Below are 13,846 nucleotides of genomic sequence, written 5' to 3' on the forward strand. Positions count from 1 at the left end.
CTCCCCAATCTCCTTGAGTCAGCCGAGGAGAATCGCCATGCCCGACTACCGCAAAGACCCCGACGCCATCGCACGGCTCACGCCGGAGCAGTTCCGCGTCACCCAGCAGGCCGGCACCGAGCGCCCGGGCACGGGCGAGTACCTGGCCAACAAGGCGCCCGGCATCTACGTCGACATCGTTTCCGGGGAGCCGCTGTTCGCTTCCAGCGACAAGTACGAGTCCGGCTGCGGCTGGCCCAGCTTCACCCGGCCGATCGAACCGGCCCATGTCAGCGAACTGAGCGACGCCAGCCTCGGCATGGTCCGCACCGAAGTGCGCTCCACCCAAGGCGACAGCCACCTGGGCCACGTCTTCCCGGACGGGCCGGCCGACCGCGGCGGACTGCGCTACTGCATCAACTCCGCGTCGTTGCGGTTCGTCCCGCGCGAAGAGATGGAAGCGCAGGGATACGGGGCGTACCTGGGCCAGGTGGACGGCGCGCAGTAGCCGCCCCGCGGTGCGCAGCTGTGCAATTCGACACTGGAGGCCCCCCGCGTTCAGTGCTCTACTGCCGTGCCGGCCTCGTCCCGAGGCCGTGACACTGAATTGGGGAGCCTCATGCAACGACTGCACACACCGCTGGCCGCAACGGCCGGCCTGGTCCTGGCCATGTCCATTTCCTCCGCGCTTGCGCAGACGCCGCCGAGCGCCGCGCAACGCATCGCCGACACCGAGCTGATCCCGCGCGAAGCCCTGTTCGGCAACCCCGAACGCGCGCTGGTGATGGTCAGCCCCGACGGCAAGACCCTCAGCTGGATCGCGCCGGTCGACGGCGTGATGAACGTCTGGGTCGCGCCTGCCGACAACCCCGCCGCCGCACGCGCGGTCACCGACGACGCCGCGCGCGGCATCCGCCGCTACTTCTGGTCCTACCTGCCCGACACGCTGCTGTACCTGCGCGACACCGGCGGTGACGAGGACTTCCATCTCTACAGCGTCAACATCGCCACCGGGCAGACGCGCGACCTGACGCCGTTCCCCAAGACCACCGCGCAGGTGGTGGGTGCGAGCCACTCCCAGCCCGGGACGATCCTGGTCGGCATGAACGACCGCGACCCCAAGTGGCACGACCTGTACAAGGTCGACCTGGCCACGGGCGAACGCACGCTGGTGGAGAAGAACGACGACGAGATCGGCGGCTACCTGGCCGATGACAGCTACACCGTGCGCTATGCGACGCGCTCGCGCCCGGATGGCGGCTCGGACGTGCTGCAGCCCGACGGCAAGGGTGGCTGGAAGAAGTATTCCGACATCCCGTTCGAGGATTCGCTGACCACGCAGCCGGCCGGCCTGACCACCGATGGCCAGACCCTGTACATGCTGGATTCGCGCGGGCGCGACACCGCCGCGCTCTATGCCGTGGACGTCGCCAGCGGCGAACGCTCGCTGGTGCTGGAGGACGCGCGCGCCGACGTCGGCAATTCATTGCAGCACCCGCAGACCGGCAAGGTGCAGGCCGTGGGCGTCAACTACCTGCGCGAAGAGTGGCAGGCGATCGATCCGGCGGTCGAAGCCGACCTGGCCCGGCTGGAGGCCATCGGCCCGGGCGAAGTGGGTGTCAACTCCCGCACCCACGATGACCGCACCTGGATCGTGACCTACTCGGCTGCCGAGACGCCGGTCGTCTACTACCGCTATGACCGCGCGGACGGCACGCTGACCAAGCTGTTCTCCGCCCGCCCGGCGCTGGACGGAAAGCCGCTGGTGCCACAGTGGCCGTTGGAGATCACCTCGCGTGACGGCAAGACGCTGGTGAGCTACCTCACCCTGCCAAAGAGCGCCGATGCCGATGGCGATGGCAAAGCCGAGGCGCCGGTGCCGATGGTGCTGTTCGTGCACGGCGGCCCGTGGGCCCGGGACAGCTACGGTTACAGCCCGTATGCGCAGTGGCTGGCCAACCGAGGCTACGCGTCGCTGTCGGTGAACTTCCGTGGCTCCACCGGCTTCGGCAAGGCCTTCACCAATGCCGGCAATGGCGAGTGGGGCAAGAAGATGCACGACGACCTGCTCGACGCGGTCGAGTGGGCGGTCGACAACGGCGTCACCACGTCCGACCAGGTGGCGATCATGGGCGGCAGCTACGGCGGTTACGCGACGCTGGCCGGCCTGACCTTCACCCCCGACGCGTTCGCCTGCGGCGTGGACATCGTCGGCCCGTCCAACCTCAACACCCTGCTGTCGACCGTGCCGCCGTACTGGGCCAGCTTCTACGAGCAGCTGGCCAAGCGCATGGGCGACCCGCGCACCGAGGAAGGGCGCGCTTGGCTGGTCGAGCGCTCGCCGCTGACCCGCGCCGACGCGATCAAGAAGCCGCTGCTGATCGGGCAGGGCGCCAACGACCCGCGCGTGAAGCAGGCCGAGTCCGACCAGATCGTCGAGGCCATGACCGCCAACAACATCCCGGTGACGTACGTGCTGTTCCCCGACGAAGGCCACGGCTTCGCGCGGCCGGAGAACAGCAAGGCGTTCAACGCGGTGACCGAGGGCTTCCTGGCCGAGTGCCTGGGCGGTCGCGCCGAGCCGATCGGCAACGACTTCGCGGGCTCCAGCATCAGTGTCCCGACCGGCGCCGATGGCGTGGCGGGCCTGGCCGAGGCGCTGGAAGGCCACGAGCAGGCGATCAGGAAGTAACCGGCGCGGCGGGGTGGTCCCGCCATCGTTGCGCGCGCCCCCGGTGTGAACCGGGGGCGACCCGCGTGCTGGCACGTACGAAAGGAAAGAGCCCGGCGGCCTGCCGGGCTCTTTTCATTTGGATTGCCCATCGCCCCGGCGTCGTGGCGTTCAGGGCTTGGGGTAGGGCGACTCCTTCAGCAGCCGGGCCAGGTGCGCGGCGTTGCTGGCCGAGGTGCGGATGGTCTGGGCGACCTTGTCCGGCGTGCGCGCCAGGTCCTGGTAGTCGGTGCTGCCCATCGCCTCGCCCACCCAGTAAGGCGGGCTCGCTGCGGGCAGGGTGAAGCCGACGTCGGCCAGCGCCTGGTAGATCTCCGCGCAGCAGTGGTGGGCGCCGTCCTCGTTGCCGACCACCGCCGCGAGCGCGACCTTGCCGAAGGTGGGGTAACGGCCGTCGTCGTCGATCTCGCCCAGTACCGCGTCCAGTCGTTCGAGCACGCGCTTGCAGATGCTGGAGGGTTGGCCCATCCAGATCGGCGTGGCCAGCACGAGGATGTCGGCGTCCATGATGCGCGTGCGCAGTTGCGGCCATTCGTCGCCATCGCCCTCGTCGGCGGTGACGCCGGGCCTGACATTGAAATTGGCGACGCGGTCACTGCCGGTCCGGACATCGTGAGTTGCCAGGGCGCACAGGACCTGGTCGAGCAGCTTCTGGGTGGACGAGGGCGCGTCGCCGGACTTGAGGGTGCAGTTGAGGCCGTAGGCGCGCAGGGACATGGGCGGATCCTTCGGTCGGGGACGATCGACCGTAGGCGCGCAGGCGTCGATGGGACGTGGAGGGGTGCCGGGTCGTGCGGGCGCGTTCCGTCAACCGCCACGCGTCAACCGGTTCCGTGTAGGAGCGACGTAAGTCGCGACCGCGCACCCTCGAGCGGGGACGCATCGCGACTTACGTCGCTCCTACAAGGAACCTTCTTTCCTCGCCGGGGTTTGCGTAGACACAGGAGAGGCTTGAAACCAGGTTGACGCGGCGGCGGCTCCTACACGGGGCGCGGGACACGCGGAGGTCGCGGCGTGCGTCGCGATCGCGTCACATCGCGTCACTTCATGTTGCCCGAGGGGGCAGCCGCGACACCGCGCATCCGTCAGCGCGCCGCCAGCGCCACCGGAACCTCGCAGTCCGGACCGGGTACCTTCGCATCACCACGTACGCAGGGCCGGAAGGCCGGCAGCGCGGCAACGCGCTTGTCGTCGCCGGCGTCCAGCACGAAGCGTTGCAGCGGTTCGCGGCCACAGGCGGGGCGTTGCGTGGGCAGCGCACTGGGCGCGGCTTGGCAGCTGGTGTCGAACAGGGTGTAGTGGCAGCGGCCGCTGGCGCTGTCGATGCATTCGAAGCGGGCGATGCCGGGATTGGCCACCACGCGGCTGTGCAGGCGGTCGATCCCGCCGGCCTGCTCGCGTTGCACGAAGGTGCTGCCGCCCAGGTCGCAGCCGTAGAGGGAAAGCGCGTAGCAGCACAGGGCAATGAGCTTGTTCATGGGGCACCTTGTTCAGTGGTTCGGTGTGGCGTTGTCTGCGGACTTGGACGGCCCGCGGCGTCACATGTGACGGAACAGCGACATGAAGGGGGCGCTGACCGGAAGCGTTTCGCTGCGCGACTTCAGTCGCACGGTGCCGCGTCCGCTGTCGTCGCGGATGACACCGGCCACGGCCTTGAGGTTGACGATGGTGGAGCGGTGGATCTGCTTGAAGCAGGTCGGGTCAAGCACGTTGAGCAACTCGCGGATTGGCGTGCGCAGCAGCGCCTCGCCGTCGGCGGTGACGACCGTCGTGTACTTGTGGTCGGCGCGGAAGTAGGCCACGTCCTCGACCAGGATCAGCCGCGTCTCGCGACCGGCGCTGGCGGTGATCCAGGTCAGCGGCTCGGGCGCGCCCACGGCCGGCGCGGCCCGGCCCAGCCGCTGCACCAGGTCGGCCAGCGTGGAGGCATCCAGCTGGGTGCGCCGCGCCTTGAGTCGCTCCACGGTGGCGGCCAGGCGCGCCGGCTCGATCGGCTTGAGCAGGTAGTCGATCGCGCCGCGCTCGAATGCATCCACCGCGTACTGGTCGTAGGCGGTGACGAACACCACCTGCGTGCCCGGGCTGGCCTGCGCGGTGGCCGCGGCCACGTCCAGGCCGGTCAGGCCGGGCATGCGGATGTCCAGGAACGCCACGTCCGGCTGGTGCTCGGCGATGGCTTCCACCGCGCTGGCCCCGTCCTCGCATTCGGCCAGTACCCGCAATTGCGGCCACGCGGTCTTCAGCGCATCGACCAGGCCCTGTCGCAGCAGCGCCTCGTCCTCGGCGATCACGCAGGTGCAGGCGATGTCATGCACCACGCACCTCCGGGGGGACGGCGGGGCCCACGGTCGAGCCTGCGGCGGGCAGGTCGAGCGTGGCGGCGACGCCGGACGGGAAGTTGGCGACCACCGACAGGGTGGCGTTGCCGCCGTACATCAGGCGCAGGCGCTCGCGCACGTTCTTCAGCCCGATGCCGGTGCCGCTGGTCTTGGCGTTGAAGCCTTCGCCATCGTCGGCCACCGTCACCGCCACGCTGTCGTCGTTGCGCCGCGCGCGCAGCCACACCGTGCCGCCGGTGGTGCGCGGCTCAAGGCCGTGCTTGATTGCATTCTCGACCAGCGTCTGCAGCATCATTGCCGGCATCGGGGTGGCGCGCAGCGACTCGGGGACGTCCACCTGCACCGCCAGTCTGCTGCCCATGCGGATCTTCAGGATCTCCAGGTACGCGACTGCGCGTTCCAGCTCCGCGCCCAGGGTCGACAGGCCTTCGTCGGCGCTGGGCAGCGAGCGGCGCAGGTACTGGATCAGGTGGCCGAGCATCTCGTCGGCGCGCGCCGGGTCGCTGCGGGTCAGCAGCTGCGCGCTGGCCAGGGTGTTGTAGAGGAAGTGCGGTTCGACCTGTGCGTGCAGCAGGTTGAGCTTGGCCACGGTGAGTTCCTTCTCCGTGCGCGTCTGCGCCACCGCGTCCTTCTCGCCGCGACGGTGCTGGGCGATGCGACGGCTGATCGCGCGCGCCACGGCTTCGGCATTCTCGTAGTTGGTGGCGTTGTCGACCAGGAACCAGTCGCTCCACGCCGGGTTCTCCGGCTCGCAGATCAAGGTGACGCTGCCGGCGTCGGCGGTGGGCGTGACCGTGGCCAGGATCTGGTTGCGGCGCTCGCCGAACCAGGCCAGCGGGTTCCAGCGGCCCAGCGGCAGCTCGCCGTAAAGGTTGGGGCGGGCGACCTTCGCGCGCACCTGCAAGCTGTCGCGGGCGCTTTCCACGCTTTCGATGCGCGGCAGCTCGCGGATGGCCGCGTCCACCAGGTCGAAGGCCTCGCCCGCCTCCAGCGGAATCTCGATCTGCCGACGCTGGCGGTTGGACAGTGCATCGCTGTCGACGCGGCCCGCCACCAGCCGCACGCGGCCCAGGTGCGAGACCGCGCCGGTGACCACCAGCGCCATGGTCAGGGTGCCGATGATCGCCACCGGCCACTGCAACCGGCCCAGCAGCGGCAGCTCGTACCAGATGTTGCTGGCGACCAGCAGCGCCACCAGCCAGACGGCACTGATGCGCAGTACGAACAGGAAGGCCTTGAGCACGGGGATGTCCGAAGGTGAGCGGGAGTGCGGCCGAGGATAGCGGCGGCCTCCCGCCTGGGAAGGGGCCGGCCGACGAACCGGGGGATACCGCGACGAAGCGCGGCATTGGGGGGCCGGGCCGGCGGGGAGCGAGCTGTCCGCGGCCCGACCGGCGGTGATCGGACCGGCGCGGGGCCGTACTGGTAGATTCCCGCGCAGACCACGGAACGGAGCACGGCGCATGGCGACATCGACCGAAGAGCTGCAGCGGTTCGTCCGCGAGGCGCTGGCCCAGGGACAGCCGCGCGAGGCGATCGTCGCGGTGCTGGCACAGGCGGGCTGGCCGCCCGAGCACGTCGAGCCGGCGCTGGCCGCGTACGCCGACACGCCGTTCCCGATACCGGTGCCGCGGCCACGGCCCTACCTGTCGCCGCGCGAGGCGTTCCTGTACCTGCTGATGTTCGCCACGCTGTACCTCAGCGCGTGGCACCTGGGCAGCCTGGTGTTCGACCTGATCAACCGCGCGCTGCCGGACCCGGCCGATGGCATGTACGCCTCCGCCGCGTTCGACCACTCGATGCGCTGGTCGGTGGCGACGCTGGTGGTGGCGTTCCCGGTGTTCCTGCTGGTGGCGCGGGTGCTGTCGCGCGACCTGGCCGCGACCCCGGCCAAGCGGCTGTCGGCGGTGCGGCGCTGGTTGACCTACCTGACCCTGTTCCTGGCGGCGGTGGCGCTGGTGGGGGACCTCATCGCGCTGGTCTACCGCCTGCTGGGCGGCGAGCTGTCCCTGCGTTTCATGCTCAAGGTGCTGGTGGTGGGCGTGATTGCAGGCGGCGTATTCGGCTACTACCTGGGCGAGCTGCGCCGCGAGGAGCGCGAAGGATGAGCGCGCCGGGCACGGACGGGGGAACCCGCGGCCGCATGCTGGCCATCGTTGCCAGCGTGGTGGTGGCCGCGGCGGTCATCGCCGGCATCGCCAGCATCGGCCTGCCGGGCGAGCAGCGGCAGGTGCGCCTGGACGAGCGCCGGATCGAGGACCTGCAGCGGATCGTCGAGGCGGTCGAGCTGCACCACCGCGAACACGGCCGCTTGCCCACCGACCTTGCCGCGGCGTCGGCACGGCCGGGCTGGGACCTGGCGCTGATCGATCCGGTCAGCGGCGAGGCCTACGACTACCGGCCGCTGCAGGGCAAGCGCTTCGAGCTGTGCGCGGTATTCGCCAGCGACAGCGGCGAACGCGACGGCAGGGGCGGGAATGCCCCGCTGGAATGGCGCCATGGCGCGGGCCGCCACTGTTTCAACCGTGAAGTGCGGCGTGCCGGGAAGCCGGGCGCCTGAGCGGGCCGCTCAGCCCAGCCGGTCCTTCAGCGCCTGCCGATAGCGCCGACTGACCGGCACCGCGGCGCCCGACAGCAGGTGTGCACGCGCATCGCCGGTGTCGAACGGCTCGATCTCGCGCACCCGGTCCAGGTTGACGATCGCGCTGCGGTGCACCCGGGCGAAGCGCGCGTCCAACCGGCCACCGATGCCGCCCATGGTTTCGCGCAGCGGATACAGGCGCTCGCCCACGTGCAGGGTCACGTAGTTGCCGGCGGCCTCGATCCAGTCGATGTCGTCCACCCGCACCAGGAACTCCCGCCCCAGCTTCTTGACCAGGAACCGGTCGGTGACCGGCTCGGCGGGGGCGTCCTCGCGGCCCTGGGTCAGGAACCCGGCCTCGCCCTGCCAGCGGCGCAGCACGAAGCGGTAGAGATAGACGATGGCGATGAAGCCGCCATAGGTGCGCACGTCCTTGAGGTATTCGTAGCCCAGGTTGGCGCCCCAGTCGCCAAAGCGGTAGTCCGCCCCCATCGCCGCGTAGGCCGCCTCGCGCAGCAGCACCATGCCGACCACGTGCAGCAGCGAGTAGGGCACGGTAAAGGCCAGGTGCGCGGGGACGCTGCGCCCCAGTTGGCCGGCGCGAAGCGGGAAGCGCCGGTCGAACGCCAGCAGCAGCGGCAACAGGGCCAGCCAGGTGGCCGCACTGGACAGCTCCCAGACCCAGGGCTCCCATGCATCGACCGGCTCGCCCAACCGCCCCAGGTCGATCCCCACGGTGATGCTGTTTCCCGCCGCGTTGACCAGCGCCAGCAGCAGCCAGAAGCCGATCTCGAACGTGCGGCGATGGCGGAGGTAGGTCTGCGGGGTCACGCGGGCGGCCGGGAGGGATCGGGCGCCGGTGCGGCGCGCGGGGGAGTGTAGCGCCGCGTCCGCGGAGGCCGTCCCGGTCACGCGGGGGCGGCCGTGCCGCTTGTCACTGCCCGCCGCCACTCGTCCCACCGGCCCCGCCCCGCGTCACTTCGCGCTGTGCGCGGGCCCGGCGTCGGCGCACGGTGCAACCCCCGCGCCACCCTGGTGCGCAACCCGGACCCGGCCATGCACTCCGACCTGCCGACCTGCAACCCGCCCCGCCGCCATGACATCGACGCGCTGCGCGTACTCGCCTTCGTGCTGCTCATCCTCTACCACGTGGGCATGTTCTACGTGGCCGACTGGGGCTGGCATGCCAAGTCCAGCCATGTCGCCGAATGGCTGAAGTGGCCGATGCTGGTGGTCAACCAGTGGCGGATGCCGCTGATCTTCCTGATCTCCGGCCTGGCGGTCCACTTCCTGCTGCGGCGGGTGACCCCGGGGGCGTTCGCGTGGTCCAGGGTGCGTCGCCTGCTGCTGCCGCTGGCGTTCGGCATGGCGGTGGTGGTGCCGCCGCAGGCATACGTGCAGGCGCTGTCCACCGGTGCGTTCGAGGGCAGCTACCTGGATTTCCTGGTCCGGTATTTCACTTTCCAGCCGTGGCCGGTCGATGCCTTCGATGGCTGGGAGGCGGGCATCACCTGGAACCATCTGTGGTACCTGCCCTACCTGCTGGTGTACTCGCTGTTGCTGGCCGCCGCTCTTCCGCTGTTGCGCAGCCGCGTTGGCCGTGCCTTCCAGGGATGGGTCCAGGGGTTGCGGGGCGTGCGCCTGTGGCTGCTGCCCGCCCTCCCGCTGACCCTGGCTACCTGGACGCTGTCGGCCGCCTTCCCCACCACCCACGACCTGCTCAACGACTGGCACACGCACGCCCAGTCGCTGGCGATGTTCATGCTGGGGTACTGGATCGGCACCGATCCGGGCGCATGGGCCGAGCTGCGCCGGCGGCGCTGGACGTGGCTGGGCGCGGCGCTGTCGACCTTCGCGCTGTTCACGGTGCTGCTGTACGCCACCGAGCCCGGCCCGACGGTGGGACGGGCCCTGTACGACTTCGTGCAGCGCCTCAACCAGTGGACCTGGCTGCTGCTGGTGCTGGGCTGGGGCCACCACCTGCTCGACCGTCCGTTCCGGTGGATGCCGTGGGCGAGTGCATCGGTGTACCCCTGGTACGTGTTGCACCAGTCGATCACCGTGGTGGCCGGGTTCTACCTGGCCCGTCTTTCGCTGGGGCCGGTCATCGAGCCGGTGCTCGTGCTGCTGGCTACCGGCGCGGGCTGCGTGCTGTTGACCGATGGCCTGGTCCGCCACTCCGCAGTGCTGCGCTTGCTGATGGGGATGCCGACGCGCCCGACTGCCGGCCCAAGCCAGCCTGCCGGTGTCGCAAAAGAAAACCGGACGGGCGCGGAGGACGCCGGTCCGGTCGAAGCGGGCAATCCGGCGACGGTGCGGTCGTGATCCGGGTGCCCCGTTCTGTATGCCCTGTTCTGGAGCTGGGGAGAGCGGGTGCGTCACACCCCGACGCCGTCGGGGTGGCTCACTCCAGGCTGGCGGTCATGTCGGCCTTGGCGGTCGGTCGGGCAATCCTGTCCATGACGTCCAGCGGCAGGCCACTGACGGCATCAACCGGGGCGGTGGCGTCGGGGTACACCACCGACGGGCCGTGCGAAGCGGCATCGGCCACGACCACGGTCGAACCGTGTTCGGTGATCGAGAACAGCTTGCGGGCGAATTCGTGCGGCAGGCGGATGCAGCCGTGGCTGGCGGGCGTGCCCGGAATGCGCCCGGCGTGCAGCGCGATGCCGTCCCAGGTCAGCCGTTGCATGAACGGCATCGGGGCGTTGTCGTAGAGGTTGGAGTAGTGCTCCTTGCGCTTCTGCAGGATCGGGAACACGCCGGTCGGGGTTTCGTGGCCGGGCTTGCCGCTGCTGATGGTGGACACCGCGATGCGCACGCCGTTGCGGTACACGTGCGCGCGCTGCTCGGGCAGGCTCACCACCACTACCAGCGGTCCGGCGGGCGAGGCCTCGGGATTCCACATGTAGTCGCCGGGCGCCAGCTCGAAGTCCGGCTCGGCCGCGACTACCGGCTGGAGTACCGGCGCCGGCTGCGCCCGGTCGGCGTGCATCCCGGTGGTGGGGGCGACGGCTTCGAAACGGTTGGCGTTGAAGGCGGGGGCCTGCGCGGAGACTGGCAGGGCGATCGCCAATGCCAGCGTCAGGCCCGCCATGCGCGGCAGCAGGGTGCTGCGCGCAACGAGGTGGGAGGAGGGGTTCGGGGCTGGGGTGGCGAGATGTGTGTTCATGGGTCCAGACCCTAGGCATCCGCCGGTGATTGCCGGTTTGACCTAGGTGTCCAGATGTTGAACCGTGGCGATATTTTGGCCACTCACAGGGCCGATTTCTTCACCTGCGGGCGACCTCGCTGGCTACCGCCTGAGCGGATCCAGGCGGCGGGCGGGGGCGGTGGCGGAAGCCGGAACAATGCCTGGAGGCCCCGCCACTACCGTGTTTCCCGGGAGCGGCGCAGGCCATGCGGCCCGGCTAAAGAAGGGTCGCAGAGGGCCGATAACCGGTGATCCACGGTTTTCTCACGTCCTCCAAAGAGTCCATCCCATGCAGCGTTCCATCCTGTCGTTCGCCCTTGCCGCGTTTGCGGTTGCCTTTGTCGCCCCGGTGCAGGCCCTGACCCCGGTCAAGCGCGTGGACCCGGTCTATCCGCCCGAAGCCGCGCGTGCCGGCACCCAGGGTTTCGTCGAGGTCGAGTACACCGTCAACGCCGGCAAGGTCGCCAACGTCTCGGTGCTCAACGCAAAGCCGGCGCGCACCTTCGAGTCCGCCGCGGTGCGCGCGGTCAAGCAGTGGCAGTTCGCCGCCGGCAGCACCGGTCGCGGCAAGGTACGGCTGGACTTCTCGCTCTGACGGTTGCCCGGGAAAGCAGACGCATCGCCCCATGGCGCGCCATCAACGGCGCGCATTCAACGGCGCGCATTTCGTCTGCGCGGTGATGCCGCGGATGCGTTGCATCCTTCACGCGATGCCCTGCGCGCAGCGCTGAAACTCTGCGTCCCCAGCGCAACGCGAGAGGCACCATGGCCCGCCAGACCGTCCGGCAGATCGCCGAACTGCTCGAGAAGATCGACACCGCGATGCTGACCACCGTCGGCCCAGACGGCTTCCTGGTCAGCCGCCCCCTCTCCACCCAGGACAGCGCCTTCGATGGCAAGCGGGTCTGGTTCTTCACCGAGGCCGACAGTCCGAAGGTCGCCGAGATCGAGCGCAACCCCAAGGTCAACCTCGCCTACGCGTCCAAGGACCACAACACGTATATCTCGCTGGCGGGCACCGCATCGGTGAACCGCGACCGGCGCCGCATCGGCCGCTTGTGGAACGACGCGATGAAGGCGTTCTTCCCCAACGGCAAGGACGACCCCAACCTGGTGCTGCTCGAAGTCCAGACCCACAGCATCGAGTACTGGGACGGGCCGGGCAGCCTGATCGGCAAGCTGGTGAGCTTCGTGGTCGCACGCGTGACCCGGGACGAGGAGGTGATGGGCAAGAACCGCCTGGTCGACATGACCGGCAAGCGCAGCACCTCGATGCTGCCGCCCTCGCACAAGGACGCACCCGCCGGTGCCCGCAAGGCCGCCAGGCAGGTGCTGAAGAAGCCCGCGCCGCAGGCCACTGCGACCGCCAGGGCCCCGGCGGCCTCGCGACCGACAGGCAAGGCCGCGAAGACGGCGGGTTCGACCCGCAAGGCTACAAAGGGCGCGTCGGCGGCAAGGGAGTCCGCGGCGACGAAGACGACGACGAAGGCGGCAAGCGGGCGGGCCACCGCCAGGAAGGCTGCGTCACGCAAGCCGGCATCGAAGAAGGTCGCGACCCGGACGCCCGCAACGAAGAAGCCTGCAGCCAAGAAGGCGCCGACCCGCTCCACGGCGGGCGCACGCGCCGAATCGATCCGTCGCGCCCGCACGCGCGGACGCTGAAGAAGCGCGCGGCACCGGCTGCTGGGCCGGCGCCGCCGTCCGCAGGCGTCAGTCCAGCTTGTGCAGCATGTGGCCCGCGCCGTGGCACACGGTGATGTGGCCGTCGGCACCGACCTGGCCGACGGCATGGATGCGGTCACCCACCTGCAATCCCGCGAAGGCGTCCAGGCCTTCCGCGTGGCACAGGTTGAGCCGCGCGGGGATCTCGACCGTCACTGCCCCCGAACCGGTGGCGACCTGCATGGTGGCGTTGCCATCGAAGGTCCAGGGGTCGCGGTCGATCGCCGTGACCTGGCCCTGCGCGGTCGCGGTGCCACCGGCCGTCGCCGATGGGGTGGGGGTCTGGCAGCCGGTCAGGGCGAGGGCCATGCCGGCCAGGGCGGTCACCAGTGGCAGCCGGCGGGCGGTGGAGGTCGCGGTTCGGGTCATGGCAGGGGCTCGAAAGGTGGAGGAACCGCGACGCTAGCGGCGCGCCGGGCAACCCCGCGTGAGCGCCCGGGCACGTCGCGCCCCCGGGACCGGCGGATGCAATGGCAGGGCGGGCGGCGGTCCATGGGGCCTTCTGCACGAATCGCCGGGCACCGCGGCGGCACGCAGGCCGCGGGTCCCGGGTTGATCGACGCACCGACCGTCGCCATGCATGGGGGTCCCACCCTCAACCGGAGTCGCCCATGCAGACCGTCCTGATCACTGGCGCCAACCGCGGCATCGGCCTGTCGCTCGCCCGCCGGTACACCACACGCGGCGACCGCGTCATCGCCGCCTGCAGGCAGTCCAGTGCCGAGCTCGAGGCCACCGGGGCGCAGGTCGAAGCGGGCGTCGACGTCACCGACGCCAAGGCGCTGGAGGCGCTGGCCCAGCGGCTGGGCGACAACCGGATCGACGTGCTGGTGTGCAATGCCGGCATCCTCGGCCGCGAGGCCCTGGACGGGCTGGACGCCGACGCCTTCGAGCGCATGCGCCGCCAGTTCGAGGTCAATGCGCTGGGCCCGCTGCGCACCGTGCACGCCCTGCGGGGCGCGCTTGGCGAAGGCGCGAAGGTGGGCATCGTCACCAGCCGCATGGGTTCGGTGGCCGACAACAGCTCGGGCGGCCGCTATGGCTACCGTGCGTCCAAGGCGGCGGTGAATGCCATCGGCAAGTCGCTGGCGGTCGACCTGGAACCGCGTGGCATCGCGGTGGTACTGCTGCACCCGGGGTACGTGGCCACCGACATGGTCGGCGGCAGTGGCGACATCCAGCCCGACGACGCGGCCGCGCAGCTGGTGCAGCGACTTGATGAGCTCACCCTGGGCACCACCGGCACGTTCCGCCACGCCAACGGCGAGTCGCTGCCGTGGTGACCCCGTGGCGGGGGGCGG

The 13,846-nt window shown here is 70.3% G+C and carries 13 protein-coding genes and 2 pseudogenes; 8 read left to right on the forward strand and 7 right to left on the reverse strand.

The window, feature by feature from the left end:
• Positions 1-37: 37 nt before the first annotated feature.
• Positions 38-487 carry a peptide-methionine (R)-S-oxide reductase MsrB gene (gene msrB / locus ACJQWL_RS06190; RefSeq protein ID WP_330968992.1) on the forward strand — a complete coding sequence of 150 codons (450 nt, stop codon included), beginning with the start codon at positions 38-40 and terminating at the stop codon, positions 485-487.
• A 111-nt stretch (positions 488-598) separates the two neighbouring features.
• Positions 599-2,671, forward strand: coding sequence for a S9 family peptidase (locus tag ACJQWL_RS06195; RefSeq protein WP_411300783.1), 2,073 nt, complete (start codon positions 599-601; stop codon positions 2,669-2,671).
• Between the two features lie 150 nt (positions 2,672-2,821).
• Here the strand turns inward: ACJQWL_RS06195 and ACJQWL_RS06200 are convergent, their stop codons facing one another.
• The 4 genes from ACJQWL_RS06200 to ACJQWL_RS06215 form a co-directional block, all read right to left on the reverse strand.
• Complete coding sequence (locus ACJQWL_RS06200) at positions 2,822-3,427, reverse strand: flavodoxin family protein (RefSeq protein ID WP_330968993.1); 606 nt, start codon at positions 3,425-3,427, stop codon at positions 2,822-2,824.
• A gap of 368 nt (positions 3,428-3,795) precedes the next feature.
• On the reverse strand, positions 3,796-4,188 hold the full coding sequence (locus ACJQWL_RS06205) for a hypothetical protein (RefSeq protein ID WP_330968994.1): 393 nt from the start codon (positions 4,186-4,188) through the stop codon (positions 3,796-3,798).
• Between the two features lie 60 nt (positions 4,189-4,248).
• On the reverse strand, positions 4,249-5,016 hold the full coding sequence (locus ACJQWL_RS06210; protein WP_330969006.1) for a LytR/AlgR family response regulator transcription factor: 768 nt from the start codon (positions 5,014-5,016) through the stop codon (positions 4,249-4,251).
• Position 5,017: 1 nt separating this feature from the next.
• Positions 5,018-6,292: a sensor histidine kinase gene (locus ACJQWL_RS06215; protein ID WP_330968995.1), complete on the reverse strand. Its 1,275-nt coding sequence runs from the start codon at positions 6,290-6,292 to the stop codon at positions 5,018-5,020.
• Between the two features lie 220 nt (positions 6,293-6,512).
• Here ACJQWL_RS06215 and ACJQWL_RS06220 point away from each other — a divergent pair, with 220 nt between their 5' ends.
• Complete coding sequence (locus ACJQWL_RS06220; protein WP_330968996.1) at positions 6,513-7,157, forward strand: DUF5671 domain-containing protein; 645 nt, start codon at positions 6,513-6,515, stop codon at positions 7,155-7,157.
• Positions 7,154-7,609: a PIN domain-containing protein gene (locus ACJQWL_RS06225; protein ID WP_330968997.1), complete on the forward strand. Its 456-nt coding sequence runs from the start codon at positions 7,154-7,156 to the stop codon at positions 7,607-7,609. The genes ACJQWL_RS06220 and ACJQWL_RS06225 overlap by 4 nt, the downstream gene beginning before the upstream one ends.
• 9 nt (positions 7,610-7,618) lie before the next feature.
• On the opposite strand, the gene ACJQWL_RS06230 is transcribed toward ACJQWL_RS06225, so the two are convergent.
• A complete protein-coding gene (locus ACJQWL_RS06230) occupies positions 7,619-8,461 on the reverse strand; it encodes a LytTR family DNA-binding domain-containing protein (RefSeq protein ID WP_330968998.1) in 843 nt (280 codons plus the stop codon).
• Positions 8,462-8,686: 225 nt separating this feature from the next.
• Here ACJQWL_RS06230 and ACJQWL_RS06235 point away from each other — a divergent pair, with 225 nt between their 5' ends.
• The gene (locus tag ACJQWL_RS06235) at positions 8,687-9,955 is read left to right on the forward strand and encodes an acyltransferase family protein (RefSeq protein WP_330968999.1); all 1,269 of its coding nucleotides are present in this window, start codon (positions 8,687-8,689) and stop codon (positions 9,953-9,955) included.
• 160 nt (positions 9,956-10,115) lie between these two features.
• On the opposite strand, the pseudogene ACJQWL_RS06240 reads toward ACJQWL_RS06235, so the two are convergent.
• Positions 10,116-10,739 (reverse strand): annotated as a pseudogene (locus ACJQWL_RS06240) (L,D-transpeptidase family protein); the annotation flags it as partial.
• 373 nt (positions 10,740-11,112) lie between these two features.
• Between ACJQWL_RS06240 and ACJQWL_RS06245 the strand changes: the two are divergent.
• Both ACJQWL_RS06245 and ACJQWL_RS06250 read left to right on the forward strand, forming a co-directional pair.
• Positions 11,113-11,418, forward strand: a complete 306-nt coding sequence (locus tag ACJQWL_RS06245) for an energy transducer TonB (RefSeq protein ID WP_330969000.1) — start codon at positions 11,113-11,115, stop codon at positions 11,416-11,418.
• 170 nt (positions 11,419-11,588) lie between these two features.
• A pseudogene (locus tag ACJQWL_RS06250) lies at positions 11,589-12,074 on the forward strand (pyridoxamine 5'-phosphate oxidase family protein); the annotation flags it as partial.
• Between the two features lie 459 nt (positions 12,075-12,533).
• Here the strand turns inward: ACJQWL_RS06250 and ACJQWL_RS06255 are convergent.
• A complete protein-coding gene (locus ACJQWL_RS06255) occupies positions 12,534-12,914 on the reverse strand; it encodes a hypothetical protein (protein WP_330969001.1) in 381 nt (126 codons plus the stop codon).
• 242 nt (positions 12,915-13,156) lie between these two features.
• Here ACJQWL_RS06255 and ACJQWL_RS06260 point away from each other — a divergent pair, with 242 nt between their 5' ends.
• A complete protein-coding gene (locus ACJQWL_RS06260) occupies positions 13,157-13,828 on the forward strand; it encodes an SDR family oxidoreductase (protein ID WP_330969002.1) in 672 nt (223 codons plus the stop codon).
• Positions 13,829-13,846: the final 18 nt, after the last annotated feature.

It is taken from the genome of Novilysobacter viscosus (genome assembly GCF_046600715.1).
GTDB classification, from domain to species: domain Bacteria; phylum Pseudomonadota; class Gammaproteobacteria; order Xanthomonadales; family Xanthomonadaceae; genus Lysobacter_C; species Lysobacter_C viscosus.

Excerpts from the sequence above, each read along its gene's own strand:
- ACJQWL_RS06200 (WP_330968993.1), bottom strand. The coding sequence starts at position 3,427 with ATGTCCCTGCGCGCCTACGGCCTCAACTGCACCCTCAAGTCCGGCGAC.
- ACJQWL_RS06205 (WP_330968994.1), bottom strand. The coding sequence starts at position 4,188 with ATGAACAAGCTCATTGCCCTGTGCTGCTACGCGCTTTCCCTCTACGGC.
- ACJQWL_RS06260 (WP_330969002.1), top strand. The coding sequence starts at position 13,157 with ATGCAGACCGTCCTGATCACTGGCGCCAACCGCGGCATCGGCCTGTCG.
- ACJQWL_RS06220 (WP_330968996.1), top strand. The coding sequence starts at position 6,513 with ATGGCGACATCGACCGAAGAGCTGCAGCGGTTCGTCCGCGAGGCGCTG.
- ACJQWL_RS06255 (WP_330969001.1), bottom strand. The coding sequence starts at position 12,914 with ATGACCCGAACCGCGACCTCCACCGCCCGCCGGCTGCCACTGGTGACC.
- ACJQWL_RS06235 (WP_330968999.1), top strand. The coding sequence starts at position 8,687 with ATGCACTCCGACCTGCCGACCTGCAACCCGCCCCGCCGCCATGACATC.
- ACJQWL_RS06195 (WP_411300783.1), top strand. The coding sequence starts at position 599 with ATGCAACGACTGCACACACCGCTGGCCGCAACGGCCGGCCTGGTCCTG.
- ACJQWL_RS06245 (WP_330969000.1), top strand. The coding sequence starts at position 11,113 with ATGCAGCGTTCCATCCTGTCGTTCGCCCTTGCCGCGTTTGCGGTTGCC.
- ACJQWL_RS06225 (WP_330968997.1), top strand. The coding sequence starts at position 7,154 with ATGAGCGCGCCGGGCACGGACGGGGGAACCCGCGGCCGCATGCTGGCC.
- msrB (WP_330968992.1), top strand. The coding sequence starts at position 38 with ATGCCCGACTACCGCAAAGACCCCGACGCCATCGCACGGCTCACGCCG.